Origin of the sequence: Neorhizobium populisoli (assembly GCF_019430945.1) — a bacterium.
GTDB lineage: Bacteria > Pseudomonadota > Alphaproteobacteria > Rhizobiales > Rhizobiaceae > Neorhizobium > Neorhizobium populisoli.
Genome location: NZ_JAHYCB010000001.1, coordinates 771358 through 791936, shown reverse-complemented (window position 1 = coordinate 791936; position 20579 = coordinate 771358). Strand labels below are relative to the sequence as shown.

Below are 20579 nucleotides of genomic sequence, written 5' to 3'. Positions count from 1 at the left end.
TGAACATGTTTGCAATCGTCGGAGCCGCCGGTAAGGTCGGTTATTCAACAGCAGTCGCGTTACGCAAGGCAGGCATGCCGGTCAGGGCGATCCTGCGCGATGCCAAGGCTGAGCGGCTCAGCGAAATCGGCTGTGAGATCGCCATCGCCGATCTGCAGGATCCGGACGCTCTTGCGCGGGCGGTCGCCGGTGCGGACGCTGTGCAGATCATCCTTCCGGCCATACCGCAGGCGAAGGATATGGCTGAGGACATGCGGCAATCGATGGAAAGTCTCGTTGTGGCACTGCGACAGGCGGGCTCACGACGCGTCCTGGCAATTTCGGATTACGGCGCTCACGTCACCCATGACATCGGCATGCCGAGCATGTTTCACACCTTCGAAGCGCGGCTTGGCGAACTCGACGGCCACAAGCTGTTGCTGCGATCGTCGGAACATATGGAAGGCTGGGCACGCGTCATCCCGGCAGCCGTGGCGTCCGGTATGTTGCCCGTGTTTCACGATCCGGTCGACCGAGCCTTTCCGATGATTTCGGCTGCGGACCTTGGCCCGATTGCCGCCGAACTGTTGTTGCGGCCCATCGAACGGCGCGACGTGGAGGTGGTTCATGCCGAAGGTCCGCGCCGCTACAGCCCCACAGATGTCGCGGCGACTGTGAGCCAATTATTGGGCCGGCCGGTTTCCGCCAGCCCGGTGCCGCGCGCACAATGGCGGGAGAGCTTTGAGCGGATCCTGAGCCCTAGCGGTGCCGAGCTGCTGACCAAACTATATGGTGCCCATAGCGAAGGCGGGTTGATCGATATCGAGCCGAACGCCGGGGACGTCCGCCATGGCAAAACCGAACTGATCGACGCGCTGCGGCCGCTCATTCCGCGGCAATAAGTTAGCGGGGAGGGCCGTTGCGGTCTTGCAAACGGTCCTCCGCCAATCTCATTCTGCGGCGATCTTGCCCGCCAGTTCGCGGTTCTTCATCAGCTTGTAGATGACCGAGTCCATCAGCGCCTGGAACGAGGCGTCGATGATGTTTTCCGACACGCCGACCGTCCACCAGCGCACGCCGCTCGAGTCGGTCGATTCGATCAGGACGCGGGTGATCGCCTCGGTGCCGCCGTTGAGGATACGCACCTTGAAGTCGGCGAGCACGAGGTCGTCGATCTCGTGCTGGTATTTGCCGAAATCCTTGCGCAGCGCCAGATCCAGCGCGTTGACCGGACCTTCGGCTTCGGCGACCGACATCAGCGTCTGCCCGTCGATCGAGATTTTCACCACCGCTTCCGACACGATCTTGATGCGGCCGAGACTGTCGAAGCGTCGCTCGATCATCACGCGAAAGCCTTCGGTCTTGAAGAACTCCGGAATGGTGCCGAGCGTGCGGCGGGCGAGCAGCTCGAAGCTCGCATCGGCGCCCTCATAGGCATAACCGGAGGCCTCGCGTTCCTTGACGATCGAGATCAGCTGGTCGAGCTTCGGATCGTCCTTGGCGACCTCGATGCCGCGGCGCTTCAGGGCGTTGATGAAGTTCGATTTGCCGCCCTGATCCGACACCATGACCTTGCGGAAATTGCCGACGCTTTCGGGGGTGACGTGCTCGTAGGTGCGCGGGTCCTTCAGCAGCGCAGAGGCATGAATGCCGGCCTTGGTGGCGAAAGCGGAAGCGCCGACATAAGGCGCCTGATGGTTCGGCGAGCGGTTCAAGAGCTCGTCGAAAGCGTGGCTGAGATTGGTCAGCCCCGTCAGCCGCTCGGGATCGATCGCCGTCTCGAAGCGGGAGGAATAAAACGGCTTGAGACACAGCGTGGCAATCAGCGTCACCAGATTGGCATTGCCGCAGCGCTCGCCGATGCCGTTCAGCGTTCCCTGGATCTGCCGACAGCCTGCCTCGACCGCAGCCAGCGAATTGGCGACCGCCTGGCCGGTATCGTCATGCGCATGGATGCCGAGCGAGGCGCCCGGGATGCCGGCGGCGATCACGGCCGCGACGATCTCGCGGATCTCGTTCGGTTGCGTGCCGCCATTGGTGTCGCACAACACCACCCAGCGGGCGCCGGAATCATAAGCCGTCTTGGCGCAGGAGAGCGCATAGTCCGGATTGGCCTTGTAACCGTCGAAGAAATGCTCGCAATCGACCAACGCCTCTTTCCCGACATTGCGGGCCGCCTCGACGCTGTCGCGAATGGAGTCGATATTTTCCTCATTGGTGCAGCCGAGCGCGACCCGCACGTGATAATCCCAGCTCTTCGCCACGAAACAGATGGCATCGCTCTTCGCCTGCAAGAGCGTCGCGAGACCCGGATCGTTGGAGGTCGAGATGCCGGCGCGCTTGGTCATGCCGAAGGCGACGAAAGCCGCCTTTTCGGTGCGCTTCTTCGAGAAAAACGCCGTATCAGTCGGGTTCGCACCCGGATATCCGCCCTCGACATAATCGAAGCCGAAGTCGTCCAGGAGGTTGGAAATGGCGATCTTGTCCTCGACGGAAAAATCGACGCCGGGTGTTTGTTGTCCGTCGCGGAGCGTGGTGTCGAAGAGGTAGATGCGTTCGCGTGTCATGGGTGCTCCTCCTGGAGCGGTATTGTATTTCTAAAATCAGCAGGCGAGTTCTGCTGAGCCCCCTCATCCGCCCTTCGGGCACCTTCTCCCCGAGAGGAGAAGGGGAAGTGCCGCGGCGTTTCCATTCCCTCCTCTCCCCTCGGGGAGAGGGTGGCCGAGCGAAGCGGAGGCCGGGTGAGGGGGCCACAGGGTGCTGCGGTTAACTCTTCCCCGCAAACCGATCCGTCGCCCGGATCAGCTGGTCGGCGATCCCCGGCTCCGACATCGCGTGCCCTGCACCCTCGATGATGTGAAGCTGCGCCTCCGTCCACACCTTCGATAGCTGCCAGGCATATTTCAGCGGGCAGGGCATGTCGTAACGCCCATGCACGATGACGCCCGGAATGCCCTTGAGCTTCACCGCATCACGCAGCAGCTGGCCGTCTTCCAGCCATCCGGCATTCATGAAGTAATGGTTCTCGATGCGCGAGAAGGCCAGCGCGAAACGGTCGTCGTCATGGCTCGAAGTGAGGTGCGGATCGGGCAGCAGGGTGATGGTCGAACCTTCCCACACGCTCCACGCCTTGGCGCAACGGATCTGCTCCGCCATATCCGGGCCGGTGAGACGGCGGTGATAGGCGGCCATCATCTCGTGGCGTTCGTTTTCCGGAATGGGGGCGACGAACGCCTCCCACTTGTCGGGGAACATTTCCGAGACGCCGAACTGGTAATACCAGTCGAGCTCCGGCCGGGTCAGCGTGTAGATGCCGCGCACCAGGAGTTCGGTGACGCGTTCCGGGTGGGTTTCCGCATAGGCGAGCGCCAGCGTCGACCCCCACGAACCGCCGAACACCTGCCATTTGTCGACGCCCATCAGTTCCCGCAGCCGCTCGATATCGGCGACCAGGTGCCAGGTCGTGTTGGCGTCGAGCGAGGCATGCGGCGTCGAGCGGCCGCAGCCGCGCTGGTCGAACAGCAGCACGTCGTAAAGTGCCGGATCATACATCCGCCGCTGGGCCGGTGTGCAGCCGCCGCCCGGTCCGCCATGCAGGATGACGGCGGGCTTCGCGCCCTTCGTGCCGACCCGTTCCCAATAGATCACATGGCCGTCGCCGACATCGAGCTGGCCGCTCTCATAGGGTTCGATTTCCGGATAAAACGTGCGCAGAACTTCGGTCACAGATGCAGCCCCCTTGCCGGCCAGTTTTCGGTATCATGATCGGGATGCTGGAAGGAGATGATCTGCTCCTGCTTGACCGCATCCTCGACCGCATCGCGGATCGGTTGGTCGAAAATCGTCGTGACCCACGGCAGATGCGTGGAGTAATTGACCTGGATTTTCGGCGCCAGATCGTCTCGGTCGTCGAAGGCGCCGATCGCCAGTTCCAGCCCGCCGGGATAACGATAGGTCAGCGGTGTTCCGCAATCGGCGCAGAAGCCGCGATCGATATTGATCGAGGACTGGAAATATTTCGGTTCGCCGCGGCTCCATTCGACACCGTCCTTCGGTGCCGAAACCAGCGGCCCGAAAAAGCCGCCAAAGGCCTTCTGGCACATGCGGCAATGGCAGATCGAGGCGCGGCCGAGTTCGCCATGGATGCGGAAGCGCACGGCGCCGCACTGGCAGCCGCCTGTTCTGATCGTGTCGGTCATTCTTTGCTCTCCATGGAACTGTGTCGCGAGTGTCCGCTTTCCGGCGGCCATTGATCCGTATCGTGGTCGGGATGCTGGTAGGAGACGATGTCGCCGAGAAACGGCGCCTTGTCGATATCGTCCATCGTGTGCCGCTCGGGCAGTTCGTGCAGCCTGTCGACGAAAGGCAGCTTGCCTTCGATGCCGAACTGCATGACGGGCGGCAGCGAGGCCGGATCGTCGAAACTGCCGGCGGAAATGCCGATACCGTCCGCCGCCTCATAGGTCATCGGCGTGCCGCAATCGGCGCAGAAGCCGCGCTTCACATGGTTGGACGACTGGAAATATTTTACCGTGCCGCGCGTCCAGCTAAACTTACCTTCGCCGGTCGCGACCAGCGGCGCGTAATAGGCGCCGAACGCCTTTTGGCACATGCGGCAATGGCAGATTGACGAATCCGATGGTTCGCCCTCCAGCCGAAAACGGATCGCACCGCATTGGCAGCCGCCGGCCCTGACGGTCTCGGTCATGGTTTGCCCTCCGAAACCTGAGGCGGCCACTGGTCGGTATCGTGATCCGGATGCTGGCGCGTGCTGGCGCGGATCACCGTCTCCTCATCCGCCGTCATGTCCATGCCGGCCTCGTGCTGCAGCGTATCGAGCTTGCCGAACCAGCTCATCTTATGGGCAAGATTGGTCTGCATCGCCGGCTTGACGGCCTGCGGATCATCCAGCGAACCGAGCGTGATGCTGATATGCCCCGCGCCGCCATCATAAAACAGCGGCGTGCCGCATTCGGCGCAAAACCCGCGCTTCACCGTCTCCGAAGAGTGGAACCAGGCCGGCTCGCCACGGGTAAGGGAGAAATTCTCCCGCATCGCGCCGCCGAACGACATGAAATAATTCCCCGCCGCTTTCTGGCACATGCGGCAGTGGCAAAGATGCGGAAACCCAAGCTCGCCCTCCGCCCGGTAGCGAACGGCACCACATTGGCATCCGCCGGTATGGATGAGGGTCATGGACGGGGCTCCTCGACGGTTGTGACGATATGCAGGCAGACATTGTCGATGTCTTTGAGGACGTCGTCGTTCCAGAAGCGGAGGATCGTCCAGCCGAGCTTCTCCAGGTGCGCGGTACGGATGGCATCGTAGGTGGCACCGCTATCTTCGCCGTGCTGGGAACCATCGAGTTCAATGATGAGCTTTCGGGCGGGACAGGCGAAATCAGCGATGTAACCAGCAATCGGAAGCTGCCTGCGGAAACTCAATCCCATCAGTCGATGTGCGCGTAACTCGTTCCAGAGCTTTAGTTCAGCCTCGGTCAAGACTTTCCGCATCCGGCGCGCATTCGCTCGGCTCTTAGGAGGTACGGAGGCATGTGGCATGTCATGCTCCTTGTGGCGCTTTACCCTGGGCTTACCCCCCTCTGTCCTGCCGGACATCTCCCCCTCAAGGGGGGAGATTGGATAGTAGCAAGCGCGTCTGCCTGCATCCAGAGTCGCAATCGCCGATAGGACGTTGATTGTGTCCATGGAAAATATGCTGAATGCTTGAGCCGGCGACGACAGATCGAGATATCGGGAAACCGGCACGCCCAGCCAATCTTCCCCCTTGAGGGGGAGATGCCCGGCAGGGCAGAGGGGGGTATCGACAGTCACCAAATCCATCACCGTGCTGGTCTAGACGCGCCTATTCCGCCGAATGGCAAACCGCCTCGATATTATTGCCGTCCGGATCGAACACAAACGCCCCGTAGTAATTCGGATGGTAATGCGCCCGCAGCCCCGGCGCGCCGTTATCGCGTCCGCCGGCCGCGAGTGCTGCCGCGTAAAACGCATCGACTTCACCACGATTGCGCGCCGAAAACGCCACATGCTGCGAATGTCCCTCGGCCGGTGCTGCCTCGTGCAGCCAGTAGATCGGCCGCTCCCGGCCATACCCACCGACCTTGACGCCGCCGGTATATTCCCCCGGCACCATGTAGAGGAACGAGGCGCCGAGCGGTGCGAAGGCCGCGTCGTAGAAAGCCCTGGCGCGGTCGAAATCCGCGACCTTGATGCCCATGTGATCGATCATGTGTTCCTCCTCCAAGGTTTGACGGTGCAGCTTAACGCTTCAATTCCCAGGTCGTCACGCGTTCTCCGGTCGCCGCATCCTTGCCGTCCTTCAGCTGGATGCCTTTTTCGGACAGTTCGTTGCGGATGCGGTCGGCTTCCGGGAAGTTCTTGGCCTTCAGCATTTCGAGCCGCATCTCGACCAGCGTATCGATAGCAGAAGCCACGGCCTGGTCGATCTCCGCCTTTTTCGGCAGGACGCCCAGCAGGGCGGCGCTGGCGGCAAAAACCGGCAGAACCATCGCATCGACATTGGCTTCCTGCGCCAGCGCATGCAGAGCCTGCACGGCCGCGACCGTGTTGAGATCGTCGGCAAGCGCATTGAGGACGGTATCGCAGGGTGCGGCGCCGGAAACTTCCGCTGCCGGCCACTTGGCGATGAGGCGCTCTGCTTCTTCCAGCCGCTTCAGCGAAAAGTCGATCGGCTCGCGATAATGGGTCATCAGCATGGCAAGCCGCAGCACTTCGCCCGGCCATTGGCGGCCGCCGAAGGTTTCGGTGTGCAGAAGGTCGTAGATGGTGATGAAATTGCCGTCGGACTTCGACATCTTGCGGCCTTCGACCTGCACGAAGCCATTATGCATCCAGACATTCGCCATCACCTGCGTGCCATGCGCGCAACGCGACTGGGCGATCTCGTTCTCATGGTGCGGGAAGATCAGGTCCAGCCCGCCGCCATGGATGTCGAACACTTCGCCGAGATAACGCTGGCTCATCGCCGAGCATTCGATATGCCAGCCCGGCCGGCCGCGTCCCCAGGGGCTTTCCCAGCCGGGTTCGTTGTGAGAGGAAAGCTTCCAAAGCACGAAGTCGCCGGGGTTTTTCTTGTGGGCATCGACCGCCACGCGGGCGCCGGCCTGCTGCTCGTCGAGCGGCCGTTTGGAAAGCTGGCCATAATCCAGCATCGACTTTGTATCGAACAGCACTTCACTTGCCGCCACATAGGCATGGCCGCGGGCGATCAGCTTCTCGATGATGTCGATCATCTGCGGAATATTGTCGGTGGCGCGCGGCTCGACAGTCGGCGTCAGGCAGCCGAGCGCTGTCGTATCCTCGTGATACTGCGTCTCGGTCTTTTCCGTCACGAGACGGATCGCGTCGTTGAGCGGCAGGCCGGGATGATCCCTGAGGGCTCGGGCGTTGATCTTGTCGTCCACGTCGGTGATGTTGCGGGCATAGGTGACGTGGTTCTCACCATAGACATGCCGAAGCAACCGGTAGAGCGTATCGAAGACGATTGCCGGGCGGGCATTGCCGATATGGGCATAGTCATAGACCGTCGGGCCGCAGACATACATGCGCACATTGGTGGCATCGATCGGCGAAAACGCCTGTTTTTCTCTGGTCAGCGTGTTGTAGAGCTTGAGCGAAAAGCTCATCGGTAGTCTCCCAAAAACCTGCGCGGCGCCAAAGTTTCGCACGCCAACTGTCCGGCCGGACCGGGTCGTTTGTCTTCAAGGCTTTTCGAGAGACGAAAACGGCCGGGCCAGCGCGAACGCTAGCGAATAATGATCCCACAAATGGAAATCGCCGTTTTCATGCGCAGGTTTATGGCGCGGGCAGGGGCTTTGGTCAAGGCCTTCCGCCCGCGCCGGATGCGATATTACGCAGTCCTGCGGCCGATGCCGTTCCTGAAGACGGTGACGAGGAAGATCAGCATGGAGATGACGGTCAGGATCGAGCCGATCGCGGCCAGCGCCTCGCCGCTGCCCCAGACGGCAAGCGCGATGCCCGGCACGATACAGAGGACACCGAGTACGGCGAAGCCGAAATGCGCCTTGGCCAGCGTCGTTTCGGCGGCTGCCGGCGTCACGGTGTAATAGAGCCCGAACAGGCCCATTGTCGTCCAGCCGACTAGGTTCAGGTGCGCGTGCGCCGGCGCCATGGTGTGATCGCCGGAGATCGCCATGTGAATGCCCCAGAACATGCCGCAGGTGACACAGAGCACCGCGGCGGCGAAGAAATAGAAGGCAATATTTCGCATTGGAATTTCCCCCAGGAAATGAAAGTCCTGCGCTCTATCGCAGGCACTTCAGCATAGCGGAAATCGCGATTTTATATATGACTATCGGAACGTCCGATTGGCATTGATGCGGGAATATGACTATCGGTCTTTGCGCGGATCATTCTCGCAGATCGCACGTTATTCTGCACCGATCCGCCTACCGGATGTGCAGCACATGGCCAGCCAGCAAAAGCACCACAACATCTTCGATATCTTCTCCAGCACCGTCTCGGCGTGGGCCGGCAAGCCGGTCACCTTCGTGGCGGCTTTCGTGCTTGTCCTGATATGGGGGATCAGCGGCCCCTTTTTCGGTTTTTCGGAAACCTGGCAGCTGGTGATCAATACCGGCACGACGATCATCACCTTCCTGATGGTCTTCGTGCTGCAGAATTCCCAGAACCGCGACAGCGAAGCGGTGCAGACGAAACTGGACGAACTCATCCTCTCAAGCCACGCCGCCAACGAATTCATCGGTATCGAGAAGCTGGATGAGGAGCAATTGCGCAAGCTGAGCGACAGTTTGCGCAGCCATGCCGATCGGCTGAGTGAAAAGGCAAATGGGGCTTCGAACGACAATACGGACGTTAAAGCTTGACCTCAACAGCGTCCGAATACAGGTTGTGTTTCGCAACCTTCAGGCAGGCCGATGTTCGGATTATTTTCAAAAAAGCCCAAGACGAAACCCATGCTTGTGGCAACATTGAACGCTCGGCTGCAGCCGCTCGACAGAGGGGAAATCGAAGATGCATTCGACGACACCATGAAAAGATTGGGGTTGAATATCCGCGTCGTCGGCGGTGGTACATTGATGACAAATGAAGGGGAGCCAGAGGATATCGATATCGAAGTCGATGATCTCTCCGCCGAGATTGCGGCGACGGTCACGCGGGCATTCGAAGCAATGCTTGCGCCGGTGGGGTCTCGTCTACGGCTTCCGGACCAAACGGTCGTCGAATTTGGCCGTCAGCACGGGTTAGGCCTCTACCTGAATGGAACCGATTTGCCACGAGATATCTATACGACCTGCGACTCAAATCATGTCTACCGAGAGTGCAACCGCTTGCTGGAGGGCGTGGGTCGAGTCAGCAGCCATTGGCAGGGAGCGCAAGAGACCGCGCTCTATATGTACGGTACGGACTTCTCCGTCATGCACGATCGGCTGACGACGTTCCTGGAAACCTATCCATTATGCCAGAAATGCCGAGTGGAAAGGATTGCTTAGCTTCAACAAAGGTTGAAGCTCACTCCGGCGCCCGGAAATCCACGAACTTGTTGTCGCGCACCACGAACAGCCGGCCGCTGTCCTGCAGATCGGGGGAGGCGAGGAAAAGGATCTTTTCCGCGACTTCGGACGGATGCGGCAGGGTTTCCGGGTCTTCGCCCGGCACGGCCTGGGCACGCATCGCCGTGCGGGTGGCGCCGGGATTGATGATGTTTACCTTGAGCGACGTATGGTCGGTCTCTGCGGCCCAGATACGGGCCATGTTCTCGACGGCAGCCTTGGAGATCGAATAGGCACCCCAGAAGGCCGGAGCCTTGGAGGCGACACCGGAGGACAGGATCAGCGCGCGGCCGGCATCCGACTTGGTCAGCAGCGGCTCGACCGAGCGGATCAGCCGCCAGGTGGCGGTTACGTTGGTCAGCATCACCTTGTCGAACACCTTCGCCTCGATATGACCGAGCGGCGAGATGACGCCGAGGATGCCGGCATTGGCGACGAGAATGTCGAGCTTGCCCCAGCGTTCGAAGATCGAGGCACCGAGACGGTCGATCGCCGCCATGTCGGTAATATCGAACGGAACGAGCGTGGCGGTACCGCCGACCGCCTTGATCGCATCGTCGAGTTCTTCCAGGCCGCCGACCGTGCGGGCGGTCGCGATCACATGCGCGCCGGCCTTGGCAAGGGCGAGTGCGGTGAAATAGCCGATGCCGCGCGATGCGCCGGTCACCAGCGCGATCCGGCCTTTAAGATCGATGCTCATGCGTTCTTTCCATCCTGGGCGATGCGTGGATATTCCACAGGCCGCCATGTCGGTTGCTGTCTTGTCCCGACGATTGTCACAGGCTTTGGACCGGCGCAAGTCTTCAACCTGTGGAACAGGCGAACTCGAACCCTTGCTGCCCGCCTTGCGAGCCCCACATTGCCTTCGAACTTTTCATGGGGAGAGACGAGAACGGCATGGAAGCACAGATCGTCCTGCAGGATATTCTCGAAGGCGAGCCCGATGCGATGGCCGAGTTCCTGGGCACCACACCGCTTTCATGTTGCGACAGGGACAGAAAGATCCTCGCAGCCATCCTCCCATCGCATCCCCAATGGAACGCCAGACCGGATCCCGGCGGCGAGATCGGATATGTTCTGAAGGTCGGCGAGATGTTCTCGGAAATCCATTTCCACATCCCCGCCAGCCATGAATACCGGGCATTGCGAATAGTGGCGATCGATCCCGTCGTGTTTTTCGAAATCGATACGGAAAACGGAACGATAAAGACCAATATGCAGGAACTCGGCCAGAAGATGATCGAATGGACCGGGAGGACCGAGGCGGAGCGCCTTGCCGCATTCGACGGCCTGACCAATGAATTTAACGTGCCGGTCGCGCGGATCAGGCCGAAGGCTTTCACCTCGAAAACGCTCGGCAGAATAAAACCGGATGAGTTCGGCGATATCTGGGAGGCGAAAAAGATCGCCATTCCTTATTTCGATGGAAAAAGCGTCGAAACGCAGCTCTTCGATATCTCTGGCGATGATGTCGCCGCAATCGATATGGCCATGCGGAATTTCCTCGCCCTCAAGGCCGAGGATCGCGATGCCGCGGCGCCGTTGGTTCTCGATAACTGCCGCGAGTTCCTGGAAGCGGTTGGTGCGGAAACCGACGAGGACAGGCAGATGGCGGAAATGACCGACGCTTCCGGCATCTGGCGCTTCGTCGATTGCCAGGCGCTACAGATCACCCGAGACCAGACTGAAGGCGAGCCTTCGATCTATATCTCGTTGATCTGCGATTGCGCCTGGGAACCGGAACACGGTCTGCAGATCGTCTATCGCAACGGCGAGACGCTCAGCCGCGTCAGCGCCCAGGATGGAAGCGTGATCTGAGCGCGGCTCAGCCGTTGCTGGCCAGAACCGAAACCTTGCGGCCCATCGTCTCGCCGTCCTTGTCGAGAAGGCGGGTCGGATAGTCACCGGTGAAATAGTGGTCGGTGAACTGCGGCCGCGCGGCGTTGCGGTCTTCGCCGCCGACGGCGCGATAGAGACCGTTGATCGACAGGAATTCCAGGCTGTCTGCGCCGATATATTTGCACATGGCTTCCAGCGTATCGTACTGGTTGGCCAGCAGCTTGTCGCGATCCGGCGTGTCGATGCCGTAGAAGTCCGGATAATAGATCATCGGGCTGGCGACGCGGAAATGCACTTCCTTGGCGCCGGCATCGCGGATCATCTGGACGATTTTCAGCGAGGTCGTGCCGCGGACGATCGAATCGTCGACCAGCACGACGCGCTTGCCCTCGATCATCGCGCGGTTGGCGGAATGCTTCAGTTTGACGCCGAAGGCGCGGATCTGCTGCGTCGGTTCGATAAAGGTGCGGCCGACATAATGGTTGCGGATGATGCCGTATTCGAACGGAATGCCGCTTTCCTGCGCGAAGCCGAGAGCAGCCGGCGTGCCGCCGTCCGGCACAGGCACAACGACATCGGCCTCGACCGGCGATTCCTTGGCAAGGTTGATACCCATGTTCTTGCGGGCAACATAGACCGAGCGGCCGCCGACGACCGAATCTGGGCGGGCGAAATAGACATATTCAAACAGGCAGAGCCGCTCCGGCTGGCCGTTGCCGGCCTTGCGGGCATCGATGGCCACCGAACCGTCCGGCTGGATTTCGCAGATAATGACTTCGCCGTTCTCAACGTCGCGAACGTATTTCGCGCCGATAATGTCGAGCGCGCAGGTTTCCGACGCGAAGATCGGCTTGCCGTCCAGCTCCCCCATGACCAGCGGACGAATGCCGGTGGGGTCGCGGGCGGCGATCAGCTTGGTGCGGGTCATCGCCAGCATCGAATAACCGCCTTCCATCTGGCGGATCGCATCGATGAAGCGGTCGGCCGTGGATGTGTAGCGGGAGCGGGCGATGAGGTGCAGCACGACTTCGGTATCGGACGTCGACTGACAAATGGCGCCACCGGCGATCAACTGGCGGCGCAGCGTCAGGCCGTTGGTGAAATTGCCGTTGTGAGCGATGGCGATGCCGCCGACTTCCAGTTCCGCAAACAGCGGCTGGACGTTGCGCAGCGCCACTTCGCCGGTCGTCGAATAGCGGTTATGGCCGATGGCGATATTGCCGGGCAGTTTCGCAAGCGTCGCCGGATCGGTGTAATGGTCGCCGACGAGGCCCATGCGTCGTTCCGAATGGAAGCGCAGGCCGTCGAAGGAGACGATACCGGCGGCTTCCTGGCCGCGATGCTGGAGCGCGTGCAGACCGAGCGCAGTCAGCGTCGCCGCGTCCGGATGTCCGAGAATGCCGAAAACACCGCATTCCTCGCGAAGTGTATCGAAATCCCATTCGTTGACTTGTTTGAGGTCGAACGTCTCGGAAACCGGCTCACTCATCTTGGCCCTAATCCTTCTGGACAACATGTCCGTTTCGGAAAAATGGAAAGGCCGGCCGGGAACTTTGTCCCCGGAAGCCAGCCTGTTTCTCACCTGATTGCGAATACTAGCACAAATGGTGATGTTTTGCGCTGCATCAAGCGCAAGTTATCGTCAATTATTTGCTGCAGGCGCGTCTTCGGCCGGCGGCTGGTCCTGACCTGTGCCGGGGGCTGCCTCCTTGCCGAGGATACGGGCGCGAATCTGCGGCTCGATATCGGCGGGCAGAACCGCTTCGAGGCGGGCGACCAGCGTGTCGAGGAAAGGCTTCGATTTCGCCTGCGTGACCCAGACGGGCTGGCGATCCGGCGAAACGAGCCAGTTGAAGAAGCCGACCGCAACGACGAGAAGCAGGATGCCGCGAGCGGCACCGAACAGGAAGCCGAGCGTGCGATCCAGCGCGCCGATGCGGCTGTCGATGATGAAATCGGCGATCCGCGTGGTGATGAACGAGATGATGATCAGCGCGATCAGGAAGATGACGCCGGCAGAGCCTGCAATCGCGATACGCTCATCGGCCGTGTAGTTCTTGGCGTAAGGAAGCAGCAGCGGATAGAGATAATAGGCGGCGGCGACCGAGCCCACCCAGCTTGCGATCGACAGCACTTCCCGCGAAAAACCGCGAACCATGGCGAGCACGGCGGAAAACAGCGTCACGCCGATGACGATACCGTCGAAAATCGTGATGGGCATATAAGAACTACTCCAGACTTCCCGTTCGCGGACCAACTCAGCCGACTGCGATTTTGCGCCATTCGAGACGCGAGCCGCCGTCGAACACGGTCTCACGGCAGCCGTCATACATCACGAGGCGTATTAACGGAAGATCAATCATCTTCCGCAGGAGGTTGTCCCAAATTCTTCCGTGATCCGGCAATTCTCGCGACCAGATCCGGCAGGTCTTCGATCTCCGCCAGGCGACTGCCGGACCCTTTCGACACTTCCGCAGAACTTGCGGGCAGGGTGGCCTGCGCAAAGCCGAGCTTCTCCGCCTCCTTCACCCGCTGCGCCGTCTGCGACACGGGGCGAACCGCACCCGAAAGGCTGATTTCTCCGAAATAGACGCAATCCGCCGGAAGTGCGACGCCGGCCAGCGACGAGACAAGTGCGGAGGCGACTGCCAGATCGGCCGCCGGTTCGGAAATGCGATAGCCGCCAGCAACGTTCAGATAGACGTCATGTTGACCGAGCCGGACGCCGCAATGGGCCTCCAGCACCGCAAGGATCATCGAAAGCCGCGACGAATCCCAGCCGACGACGGCGCGGCGCGGTGTGCCGAGAGACGTCGGCGCTACCAGTGCCTGAACCTCGACCAGAACCGGCCGGGTTCCTTCCATGCCGGCAAACACCGCCGCACCCGGCGACTTGGCATTACGCTCGCCGAGAAAGAGTTCGGACGGGTTGGAGACTTCGCGCAGGCCCCGATCCGACATTTCAAACACGCCGATCTCGTCGGTCGGTCCGAATCGGTTCTTCACAGTGCGCAGGATGCGGTAATGATGGCCGCGGTCGCCTTCGAAATAGAGAACGGCGTCGACCATATGCTCGACGACGCGCGGACCGGCGATCTGGCCTTCCTTGGTGACGTGGCCGACCAGAACCATGGCCGCGCCCGTCTGCTTGGCGAACCGGATCATGGCTTGCACGCCGGTGCGCACCTGCGTGACGGTTCCCGGCGCAGAATCGGCCGTATCGCTCCACAGCGTCTGAATGGAATCGATGATGACGAGGTCCGGCCGCTTGCCTTCCGAGATCGTGGCGAGGATGTCCTCCACATTCGTCTCGGCGGCAAGCAGCACATCCGAATCGGCTGCGCCGAGCCGCTGGGCGCGCAGACGCACCTGCGCCACCGCCTCTTCGCCCGAAACATAGATGATCCGATGCCCGCGACGGGAAAGGGCCGCGGCCGCCTGCATCAGCAGTGTGGATTTGCCGATGCCCGGATCGCCGCCGATCAGAACCGCCGAACCACGCACGAACCCGCCGCCGGTCGCCCGGTCCAGTTCGGAAATGCCGGTAAAGACCCGAGGCGCTTCTTCCGTCTCGCCGGAAAGCGTCGTCAACGCCACCGCGCGGCCTTTCTTCGGCACCTTGCCGGGACCGCTCCCGATGCCGCCCATCGGGTCTTCCTCGACGATCGTATTCCACTCGCCGCAGCCATCGCACTTGCCGGCCCAGCGGTTATGCACCGTGCCGCAGTTCTGGCACACGAATTGGGTTTTGGGTTTTGCCATGTGGATCAGATTTCTTCGGTCTTGAAATAATCCGCCGAAACATTCTGATGGCCATGAAGGACACGAAGTATCCTCACCGTTGTTTCAGTCGTGCGGAAATATATGCATCGGTTGCGGTAGGGGAGAGCTTTCAAGCCCTGAGAAAGTTCATCGCGAGGCACGCCCGGAAAGCTGCTTAGCGCAACCCACTCCATCTTTCTCGTCAGTTCGCGAACAAAGTGCGAAGCTGCCACTGGATCATCTGCGGCGATGTAGAGAAAAATATTGAGAAGATCCTGGTCGGCAAGCGGGGAATAAATCAGCTCTTTCGGTTTAATATCCGCATCCCCCGTTCGATGATGGAATCGGCAAGGGCGTCTGCGGTGGTAAACGTACGGTATTCCCCTCTTTCGAATTGAGCATCGGCTTCCGCGATCATTTCACTCAAGAGTTCGTTCTCACTTCCAAGACGGCTCAATCCAGCCGCAACAACCTCGTCGGCGTCTTTGTAGGTTCCGGCCCTTACCTGCTCTTCGATGAAAGACTTATCTTTGTCACTGAGATGGATCTCGGTCATTTCGATCTCCTTTTGTTCTCTTTTAGCATGCCGTTTTCCCGCTTCCAAGGGGGCGCGCAACGAAACTCAATCGTCGGGATAGATATACCGGCGCTCGTAACGCAAGCCGAGACCGGTCAAGAGTTCGTAGCCGATCGTGCCGCCGGCTCGCGCGATGTCGTCGAGCGGCACGTTCCGGCCGAAGAGTTCCACATAGTCGCCGGCATGGACATGGTCTTCCGGAATGTCGGTCACGTCGAAGATCGTCAGATCCATGGTGATGCGGCCGATGACCGGGACCTTGTGTCCCGCAACGAACCCGAAGGCGCCGTCCTTCACGGTCTGGCGCACCGGCACGCCGGAGCCGGAAAGCGAACGCAGGTAACCGTCGGCATAACCGGCGGAAACGATCGCCAGGCGGCTGTCGCGGGCGAGCTGATAGGTGCCGCCATAACTCACCGTCTCGCCCTTTTTCGCATCGCGGATCTGGATGATGCGGGCCTCGGCGGCCGCGACCGGTTTCATTGGGTTCGGCACGCCGTTCACGGCTTCGCCGCCATAAAGCGCGATGCCGGGGCGGGTGAGGTCGAAATGATAGTCGGAACCAAGGAAGATGCCGGCCGAGGCGGCGAAGCTTGTCTCGATGCCCTCGAATGCTTCGGCGACGCGTCGGAAGGCTTCGAGCTGCCGTTGGTTGAGATCGGAGGAGGGGCTGTCGCCGCTATGCAGATGCGAGATGACGAGAACCGGCGAAAAGCTCGCCGGCCGGGAGACGTCGTCGGCAAAAGCGATCGCCTCCTCGAGCGGCAGGCCGAGCCGGTTGAAGCCGGTATCGACATGCAGGGCGCAGGGGTGATCGCCGAGTTCCGCCGTGACCGACATCCAGAAGGCAAGCTGCTCTTCTGACGCCAGCACCGGCACGAGCCCATGCTCGTAGAACAACCCTTCCTGGCCGGGCCAGATGCCGGAAAGTACAAAGATCCGCGCATCCGGCGCATAGGTGCGCAGGGTCACGCCTTCCTGCATCACCGCGACGAAGAAGTCGCGGGCGCCGGCTTCGTAAAGCGCCGTGCCGCAGTCCTCCAAGCCCAGGCCATAGGCATCGGCCTTAACCACGGCAGCTGTGCGGGCGTTACCGGACCGCTTGGCCATGGTCCGCCAGTTATCGGCCAGCGCACCGAGATCGACTGTCAGCCGCACGGGCGCGATGTCGAAATCGTCGGAGAAGGAAATGTCGCTGTCGAAATCGGTCATCATGGCTCGCCGCGCATAGGAAGGTTCCTGCGATCCTACCGTTTTCGAAGGCAGGAAAAAGACGACAGCGCGAAATTCCTTCGCGCTGCACAATCTTTTAAAAGCTTCCACTCAAACGAGAACGATCTCAATGCTCTTCATACTGGCTGAAGCTCGGTTCGGCCAGATCGGCGAAGCGCGTGAATTCAGACTGGAAGGCGAGCTTGACGGTGCCGGTCGGTCCGTGGCGCTGCTTGGCGATGATCACGTCCGCGGTGCCCTTCACCTTGTCCATCAGCGTTTCCCATTCCGGGTATTTCGGATCAGAAAGGTCGCGTGGCTCCATGTTCTTGACGTAATACTCCTCGCGGAACACGAAGAGCACCACGTCGGCGTCCTGCTCGATCGAACCGGATTCGCGAAGGTCGGAGAGCTGCGGGCGCTTGTCTTCGCGGCTTTCGACCTGACGGGAAAGCTGCGACAGCGCGATGATCGGCACGTTCAGTTCCTTGCCGAGCGCCTTCAGACCCGTGGTGATCTGGGTGATTTCCTGCACGCGGTTGTCGCCCTTGCCGGCGCCGGTCATCAGCTGGATATAGTCCACCACCAAGCAATCAAGGCCGCGCTGGCGCTTCAGACGGCGGGCGCGGGCGGAAAGCTGGGCGATCGAGATACCACCGGTCTGGTCGATGAACAGCGGCACCTTCTGCATCATCTGGCTGCAGGCGACGAGCTTTTCGAAATCCGCTTCGGTAATGTCGCCGCGGCGAATCTTCGAGGAGGAGACTTCCGTCTGCTCGGAGATGATACGCGTGGCGAGCTGTTCTGACGACATTTCGAGCGAATAGAAGCCGACGACGCCGCCGTTCTTGGCCTTGAAGGATCCGTCCGGATTGACGTCCTGCTCGTAAGCCGCGGCGATATTGTAGGCGATGTTGGTGGCAAGCGAGGTCTTGCCCATGCCGGGACGTCCCGCAAGCACGATCAAGTCGGAACGCTGCAACCCGCCCATGCGGGCGTCGAGCGACATGATGCCGGTGGAAATGCCGGAAAGATTGCCGTCGCGCTCGAAGGCGGCGCCTGCCATGTCGATTGCGAGAGCTACCGCATCGTTGAAGGACTGGAAGCCGCCGTCGTAACGGCCGGTCTCGGCCAGTTCGAACAGGCGGCGCTCGGTATCCTCGATCTGCGTCTGCGGCGGCATGTCGAGCGGCGCGTCATAAGCGATGTTGACGACATCCTCGCCGATCTGGATCAGAGCGCGGCGCAGCGCCAGGTCGTAGATCGCCCGGCCATAATCTTCCGCGTTGATGATCGAAACGGCTTCGGAGGCGAGACGCGCCAGATATTGCGCGACTGTCATGTCGCCCACCTTGTCGTCGGCCGGCAGGAAGGTCTTGATGGTGACCGGGTTGGCGGTCTTGCCCATGCGGATGATATCGCCGGCCACCTCGAAGATCTTCCGGTGCAGTGGCTCATAGAGATGCGGCGGCTTCAGGAAGTCGGAGACGCGGTAATAGGCATCGTTGTTGACCAGGATCGCGCCGAGAAGCGCCTGTTCGGCTTCGATATTGTTCGGAGCTTCACGATAATGCGGCTCTGCCGGCTGGGGATTGGCGAGCTTGCGCACGGCGTCGTTCATGTCTTTTTATCCGTCCTGTCCGTCAAAAGCGCGTCGCGATCTTAAAGATCGCTCCATGCGCTTCAGCTTTTGTTTCGCATGTCGCTATCGCAAAACCGCGGCACATTTTTTTGCGCGACATGCTGTAAGATTCCGGTCTTAAAGACTTAAGCGCCGAGGCGAAACGGTCGGCCGCGCGGAATCTCGATTCCCACAGCTATCCACAGAGCGGGCGGAGAACACAAAACAAAAAGCCCAATAAAGCGACAAATCCCGTTGACTGTGTGATCGTGTGAGTCGCCTGACGCTAGACGCAGTCTACACGCAAAAAAGACAAAAAAACGCCCGGGCCGTGAGGACCGGGCGCTCTATCAAAACCCTTGCGGGAAATTGCTTATTCGTCGTCTTCGACGCCATCGGCTTCCGGATCGAAGAAGTCTTCCGGACGCAGCGCATCTTCGTCGATGCCGTAGATGGCGTCAGCGGAGGTGAGGCTTTCGCCCTTGGTCTGGCGTTCGGCTTCTTCCGGCGAACGGGCAACGTTCAGCTCGACGGTGATTTCGACTTCCGAATGCAGGTGCAGGACAACCTTATGCAGGCCGATGTTCTTGATCGGCGTGTTGAGGTCGACCTGGTTGCGGCCGATGTTGAAGCCTTCGGCAGCAAGCGCATCGACGATATCGCGGGCAGCGACCGAACCGTAGAGCTGGCCGGTTTCGCCGGCGGAGCGAACCATGATGAAGGTCTTGCCGTCGAGAACTTCGGCAACCTTCTGGGCTTCGGACTTGCGCTCGAGGTTACGAGCTTCGAGCGTGGCGCGCTCGGAGTCGAAACGCTTCTTGTTGGCGTCGTTGGCGCGGAGCGCCTTGCCCTGCGGCAGCAGGAAGTTACGGGCAAAACCGTCGCGAACCTTCACGACTTCGCCCATCTGGCCAAGCTTCGGTACGCGTTCAAGCAGGATGACTTGCATGTTGTATTTCCTTTCTAGTCTCAGTTCTTGTTGTCAGGTGTGTCGGTCGCGGGGGCAGAGGCGCCCTTGACCGGTGTCAGTGCAATCGTCCGCCGCGTGTCGGCAAGTCCGAGGATTACAATCGCCAGGATCGGCAGCGTGAAGAGGGTCACCACGCAGGACAGGTAGCAGAGGATCAGGACCGGCAGACGCCAATCCTTACCCTGGGTGCGGAAGTGGATCGACGCAAAGCCGGCCATCAGGAACCCGCCGCCGAAGGTGCCGCAGATCGTTGCGCCGACCAGCGCCGGGACGCCGCCGACAAACATCAGCACGATTCCGGTAAGGAATGCGAAGATTGCATGACGGTTCATTCGCAGCGCCGACGGCATATCCTCGCGAGGACGCAGTGCCCGGCCCGAGCGAGAGACGATCCTGACTGCGATGTAGAAGGCTGCGAACAGCAGCATGACCCAGGTGCCACCCTGCACGAGTGGCAACAGCAGCAGTACCATCGCTTTGTTAGTAGCCGGGTCGCCCGGAAATTCCACGCCTTCCGCCCGGTAAGCTTCAGCCATCACGTCGACCAACTGGCCGACGAGTTCAGGACCGTAGCCGATGGTCACTCCAAGTACGACCATCGCAACCGTAACCACGCCGCACAGATGCAGCATGATATCCGAAATCGGATACCAGGCCATTAGGTTGTCCGGACCTCCGAGTTCCGAGGCCGGACGCGCAAGATTCGCCAGGTGGGAAAGCCAGCCGGCGGGGATCATGGCGAAGATTGCCATCGTGAGCGCAAATTGAGGGGAGACCAGAATGGCGCTGAGAATTGCAGCGGTCACAATGCCTGTAATTGCGGCCCGGTTACCCCAGCCAAGGCCGGCGATTAGGATAGGCAACGCGGAAGCTGCATAGAGGATGGACGAGACAAACGACTGCGCACTCGCACCCAGCACAAGCAAGGTGGCGACGATGCCGGCGAGAATGCCGGTGGGCAGCACGGTCCTAAGATTGTTCGTCACGGGTCTCGCTGTCCTGCTTGTTCAAGCAGTTAGTGGAGGGGACCTGATCAATGCGT

The 20579-nt window shown here is 60.7% G+C and carries 23 protein-coding genes; 4 read left to right on the top strand and 19 right to left on the bottom strand.

Annotated elements, in window-relative coordinates; genetic code table 11:
- Positions 1-5: 5 nt before the first annotated feature.
- Positions 6-881, top strand: a complete 876-nt coding sequence (locus KX729_RS03895) for an NmrA family NAD(P)-binding protein (protein ID WP_219741096.1) — start codon at positions 6-8, stop codon at positions 879-881.
- Between the two features lie 48 nt (positions 882-929).
- Here KX729_RS03895 and cimA read toward each other — a convergent pair whose 3' ends face one another.
- The 9 genes from cimA to KX729_RS03850 all read right to left on the bottom strand — a co-directional run bounded on the left by cimA (position 930) and on the right by KX729_RS03850 (position 8253).
- Positions 930-2546, bottom strand: coding sequence for a citramalate synthase (gene cimA, locus KX729_RS03890; protein ID WP_219741095.1), 1617 nt, complete (start codon positions 2544-2546; stop codon positions 930-932).
- A 199-nt stretch (positions 2547-2745) separates the two neighbouring features.
- Positions 2746-3705, bottom strand: coding sequence for a prolyl aminopeptidase (gene pip / locus KX729_RS03885; RefSeq protein ID WP_219741094.1), 960 nt, complete (start codon positions 3703-3705; stop codon positions 2746-2748).
- A complete protein-coding gene (locus KX729_RS03880; RefSeq protein WP_219741093.1) occupies positions 3702-4178 on the bottom strand; it encodes a GFA family protein in 477 nt (158 codons plus the stop codon). Before KX729_RS03880 ends, pip begins: the two co-directional genes overlap by 4 nt.
- The gene (locus KX729_RS03875; protein ID WP_219741092.1) at positions 4175-4687 is read right to left on the bottom strand and encodes a GFA family protein; all 513 of its coding nucleotides are present in this window, start codon (positions 4685-4687) and stop codon (positions 4175-4177) included. The genes KX729_RS03880 and KX729_RS03875 overlap by 4 nt, the downstream gene beginning before the upstream one ends.
- Positions 4684-5175: a GFA family protein gene (locus KX729_RS03870; RefSeq protein ID WP_219741091.1), complete on the bottom strand. Its 492-nt coding sequence runs from the start codon at positions 5173-5175 to the stop codon at positions 4684-4686. Before KX729_RS03870 ends, KX729_RS03875 begins: the two co-directional genes overlap by 4 nt.
- Positions 5172-5540 (bottom strand): endonuclease domain-containing protein, encoded by a 369-nt coding sequence (locus tag KX729_RS03865; RefSeq protein ID WP_219741090.1) that lies wholly within the window; start codon positions 5538-5540, stop codon positions 5172-5174. The genes KX729_RS03870 and KX729_RS03865 overlap by 4 nt, the downstream gene beginning before the upstream one ends.
- Positions 5541-5844: 304 nt before the next feature.
- A complete protein-coding gene (locus KX729_RS03860) occupies positions 5845-6231 on the bottom strand; it encodes a VOC family protein (RefSeq protein ID WP_219741089.1) in 387 nt (128 codons plus the stop codon).
- 31 nt (positions 6232-6262) lie between these two features.
- Positions 6263-7648 carry a cysteine--tRNA ligase gene (cysS, locus tag KX729_RS03855; RefSeq protein WP_219741088.1) on the bottom strand — a complete coding sequence of 462 codons (1386 nt, stop codon included), beginning with the start codon at positions 7646-7648 and terminating at the stop codon, positions 6263-6265.
- Positions 7649-7872: 224 nt separating this feature from the next.
- Complete coding sequence (locus KX729_RS03850) at positions 7873-8253, bottom strand: hypothetical protein (RefSeq protein ID WP_219741087.1); 381 nt, start codon at positions 8251-8253, stop codon at positions 7873-7875.
- 196 nt (positions 8254-8449) lie between these two features.
- Here KX729_RS03850 and KX729_RS03845 point away from each other — a divergent pair, with 196 nt between their 5' ends.
- Together KX729_RS03845 and KX729_RS03840 are read left to right on the top strand one after the other, a co-directional pair.
- The gene (locus KX729_RS03845) at positions 8450-8869 is read left to right on the top strand and encodes a low affinity iron permease family protein (RefSeq protein WP_219741086.1); all 420 of its coding nucleotides are present in this window, start codon (positions 8450-8452) and stop codon (positions 8867-8869) included.
- 51 nt (positions 8870-8920) lie between these two features.
- Complete coding sequence (locus KX729_RS03840) at positions 8921-9496, top strand: hypothetical protein (protein WP_219741085.1); 576 nt, start codon at positions 8921-8923, stop codon at positions 9494-9496.
- 19 nt (positions 9497-9515) lie between these two features.
- On the opposite strand, the gene KX729_RS03835 is transcribed toward KX729_RS03840, so the two are convergent.
- Complete coding sequence (locus KX729_RS03835) at positions 9516-10256, bottom strand: SDR family NAD(P)-dependent oxidoreductase (protein WP_219741084.1); 741 nt, start codon at positions 10254-10256, stop codon at positions 9516-9518.
- Between the two features lie 197 nt (positions 10257-10453).
- Here KX729_RS03835 and KX729_RS03830 point away from each other — a divergent pair, with 197 nt between their 5' ends.
- Positions 10454-11374 (top strand): DUF6985 domain-containing protein, encoded by a 921-nt coding sequence (locus KX729_RS03830; protein WP_219741083.1) that lies wholly within the window; start codon positions 10454-10456, stop codon positions 11372-11374.
- 7 nt (positions 11375-11381) lie between these two features.
- On the opposite strand, the gene purF is transcribed toward KX729_RS03830, so the two are convergent.
- The 9 genes from purF to KX729_RS03785 all read right to left on the bottom strand — a co-directional run bounded on the left by purF (position 11382) and on the right by KX729_RS03785 (position 20523).
- Positions 11382-12884, bottom strand: coding sequence for an amidophosphoribosyltransferase (purF, locus tag KX729_RS03825; protein ID WP_219741082.1), 1503 nt, complete (start codon positions 12882-12884; stop codon positions 11382-11384).
- 153 nt (positions 12885-13037) lie between these two features.
- Positions 13038-13616 carry a CvpA family protein gene (locus KX729_RS03820; protein ID WP_219741081.1) on the bottom strand — a complete coding sequence of 193 codons (579 nt, stop codon included), beginning with the start codon at positions 13614-13616 and terminating at the stop codon, positions 13038-13040.
- 134 nt (positions 13617-13750) lie between these two features.
- Entirely contained in the window at positions 13751-15157 is a 1407-nt protein-coding gene (gene radA / locus KX729_RS03815; protein WP_219741080.1) for a DNA repair protein RadA, read from the bottom strand.
- A gap of 5 nt (positions 15158-15162) precedes the next feature.
- Positions 15163-15408, bottom strand: a complete 246-nt coding sequence (locus KX729_RS03810; RefSeq protein ID WP_312990546.1) for a type II toxin-antitoxin system RelE/ParE family toxin — start codon at positions 15406-15408, stop codon at positions 15163-15165.
- Positions 15409-15455: 47 nt separating this feature from the next.
- On the bottom strand, positions 15456-15713 hold the full coding sequence (locus KX729_RS03805; protein ID WP_219741079.1) for a type II toxin-antitoxin system ParD family antitoxin: 258 nt from the start codon (positions 15711-15713) through the stop codon (positions 15456-15458).
- Positions 15714-15779: 66 nt separating this feature from the next.
- On the bottom strand, positions 15780-16946 hold the full coding sequence (gene alr, locus KX729_RS03800; protein ID WP_219741078.1) for an alanine racemase: 1167 nt from the start codon (positions 16944-16946) through the stop codon (positions 15780-15782).
- Positions 16947-17073: 127 nt separating this feature from the next.
- A complete protein-coding gene (locus KX729_RS03795) occupies positions 17074-18567 on the bottom strand; it encodes a replicative DNA helicase (RefSeq protein ID WP_219741077.1) in 1494 nt (497 codons plus the stop codon).
- A 373-nt stretch (positions 18568-18940) separates the two neighbouring features.
- Positions 18941-19516: a 50S ribosomal protein L9 gene (gene rplI / locus KX729_RS03790; protein ID WP_219741076.1), complete on the bottom strand. Its 576-nt coding sequence runs from the start codon at positions 19514-19516 to the stop codon at positions 18941-18943.
- Positions 19517-19536: 20 nt separating this feature from the next.
- Positions 19537-20523: a DUF2232 domain-containing protein gene (locus tag KX729_RS03785; RefSeq protein ID WP_219741075.1), complete on the bottom strand. Its 987-nt coding sequence runs from the start codon at positions 20521-20523 to the stop codon at positions 19537-19539.
- Between the last annotated feature and the right edge of the window lie 56 nt (positions 20524-20579).

Coding starts and splice junctions, on each gene's coding strand:
- KX729_RS03820 (WP_219741081.1), bottom strand. CDS start 13,616: ATGCCCATCACGATTTTCGACGGTATCGTCATCGGCGTGACGCTGTTT.
- KX729_RS03845 (WP_219741086.1), top strand. CDS start 8,450: ATGGCCAGCCAGCAAAAGCACCACAACATCTTCGATATCTTCTCCAGC.
- KX729_RS03805 (WP_219741079.1), bottom strand. CDS start 15,713: ATGACCGAGATCCATCTCAGTGACAAAGATAAGTCTTTCATCGAAGAG.
- rplI (WP_219741076.1), bottom strand. CDS start 19,516: ATGCAAGTCATCCTGCTTGAACGCGTACCGAAGCTTGGCCAGATGGGC.
- KX729_RS03870 (WP_219741091.1), bottom strand. CDS start 5,175: ATGACCCTCATCCATACCGGCGGATGCCAATGTGGTGCCGTTCGCTAC.
- KX729_RS03795 (WP_219741077.1), bottom strand. CDS start 18,567: ATGAACGACGCCGTGCGCAAGCTCGCCAATCCCCAGCCGGCAGAGCCG.
- KX729_RS03835 (WP_219741084.1), bottom strand. CDS start 10,256: ATGAGCATCGATCTTAAAGGCCGGATCGCGCTGGTGACCGGCGCATCG.
- KX729_RS03895 (WP_219741096.1), top strand. CDS start 6: ATGTTTGCAATCGTCGGAGCCGCCGGTAAGGTCGGTTATTCAACAGCA.
- KX729_RS03830 (WP_219741083.1), top strand. CDS start 10,454: ATGGAAGCACAGATCGTCCTGCAGGATATTCTCGAAGGCGAGCCCGAT.
- KX729_RS03865 (WP_219741090.1), bottom strand. CDS start 5,540: ATGCCACATGCCTCCGTACCTCCTAAGAGCCGAGCGAATGCGCGCCGG.
- cysS (WP_219741088.1), bottom strand. CDS start 7,648: ATGAGCTTTTCGCTCAAGCTCTACAACACGCTGACCAGAGAAAAACAG.
- cimA (WP_219741095.1), bottom strand. CDS start 2,546: ATGACACGCGAACGCATCTACCTCTTCGACACCACGCTCCGCGACGGA.
- radA (WP_219741080.1), bottom strand. CDS start 15,157: ATGGCAAAACCCAAAACCCAATTCGTGTGCCAGAACTGCGGCACGGTG.
- KX729_RS03860 (WP_219741089.1), bottom strand. CDS start 6,231: ATGATCGATCACATGGGCATCAAGGTCGCGGATTTCGACCGCGCCAGG.
- KX729_RS03880 (WP_219741093.1), bottom strand. CDS start 4,178: ATGACCGACACGATCAGAACAGGCGGCTGCCAGTGCGGCGCCGTGCGC.
- alr (WP_219741078.1), bottom strand. CDS start 16,946: ATGACCGATTTCGACAGCGACATTTCCTTCTCCGACGATTTCGACATC.
- KX729_RS03850 (WP_219741087.1), bottom strand. CDS start 8,253: ATGCGAAATATTGCCTTCTATTTCTTCGCCGCCGCGGTGCTCTGTGTC.
- KX729_RS03875 (WP_219741092.1), bottom strand. CDS start 4,687: ATGACCGAGACCGTCAGGGCCGGCGGCTGCCAATGCGGTGCGATCCGT.
- purF (WP_219741082.1), bottom strand. CDS start 12,884: ATGAGTGAGCCGGTTTCCGAGACGTTCGACCTCAAACAAGTCAACGAA.
- KX729_RS03840 (WP_219741085.1), top strand. CDS start 8,921: ATGTTCGGATTATTTTCAAAAAAGCCCAAGACGAAACCCATGCTTGTG.